This window comes from Clostridium sp. HMP27, from assembly GCF_000765165.1.
Lineage (GTDB): Bacteria > Bacillota > Clostridia > Clostridiales > Clostridiaceae > Clostridium_AK.
This window is the reverse complement of record NZ_JMFY01000063.1, coordinates 1-1,006: the sequence shown is the minus strand read 5'-3', so window position 1 is coordinate 1,006 and position 1,006 is coordinate 1. Positions and strand designations below refer to the sequence as shown.

General features: G+C 29.0%; 1 protein-coding gene and 1 pseudogene. One reads left to right on the top strand and one right to left on the bottom strand.

Annotation, left to right across the window (positions count from 1 at the left end):
• Positions 1 to 96: 96 nt before the first annotated feature.
• Positions 97 to 345: pseudogene (locus DP68_RS19375) on the bottom strand (L,D-transpeptidase); the annotation flags it as partial.
• Positions 346 to 577: 232 nt separating this feature from the next.
• Between DP68_RS19375 and DP68_RS18480 the strand changes: the two are divergent.
• Positions 578 to 1,006 (top strand): hypothetical protein (locus tag DP68_RS18480; RefSeq protein ID WP_035311979.1); only part of this gene is annotated, 429 nt, incomplete at its 3' end.

Below are 1,006 nucleotides of genomic sequence, written 5' to 3'. Positions count from 1 at the left end.
ATATGAACCTTATATTTTATTCTGCAGGAAGTTTATATTTTATTATAACATCACATACATTAAAAACTTCTATAATAAAAATCATCTATTTTAAAACTACTGATTAATAATTTGTACAGGAGTTCCAATAGGAACTGTATTGGCAAGCTCCAAAACATCTTTATTCTGCATTCTAATGCATCCATTAGATACTCTTGTTCCAATAGATGCTGGATTATTTGTTCCATGTATTCCGTATCCTGGTTTATTTAAACCTAGCCATCTAACTCCAAAAGGCCCACCAGGATTAACAGCTCTATTTATTATCTTGAAGTTTCCTAAAGGAGTAGGTGTAGAGGGTTTACCGAAGAACTCGATACCTGGGTAAAATAACTCTGGAATAAAATGCTTATAGTATTTAAAAGAAGTCCTTTGTATAATTGTAATATATTACATAATGGTAATTGAGAGTTTAAAAATATAAAATAACTATGCTATAAGGAAAATGTGTACAAAGACTTGAATTAGTAAGAGCATAATTATGAAAGTAAAATATAAGTTGTATTAAGTTAATAAAGTCAGGAGAATCAGTGGAATAATGAAATATGTCTTCTATACATTGTTAAAAGCCAACAATTGTGAAACACGATTAAAAGAAATTATTAATCCAAATATTTTTGTAAGAGAAGGATTTGTAGGTTGGGTCAGAAAAGGGGAATTTAGGATTGAAAATCGAGACAAATATATGAGAAATTCATTTAATAGAATTTTATATGGGCAATTAGCAGCAATAGATCATGGAACGAAAATTGAATGCAAGTTGAAACTTCCAATTTTGATCCTGTTTATGTATATAGGAATGGCGCTATTGTTTGGAGTGTATTCAATAAAGGCAGCAGCTCTTTTTATAAATTATGTAACAGGTGCATTCCCAAGTATAGTTAACGGTAAAAAAGATATATTTAATACATTAATAGCGTTACCAGTTTCTATTGTAATTATTTTATTGGGTAAAGAAATAAGCAAG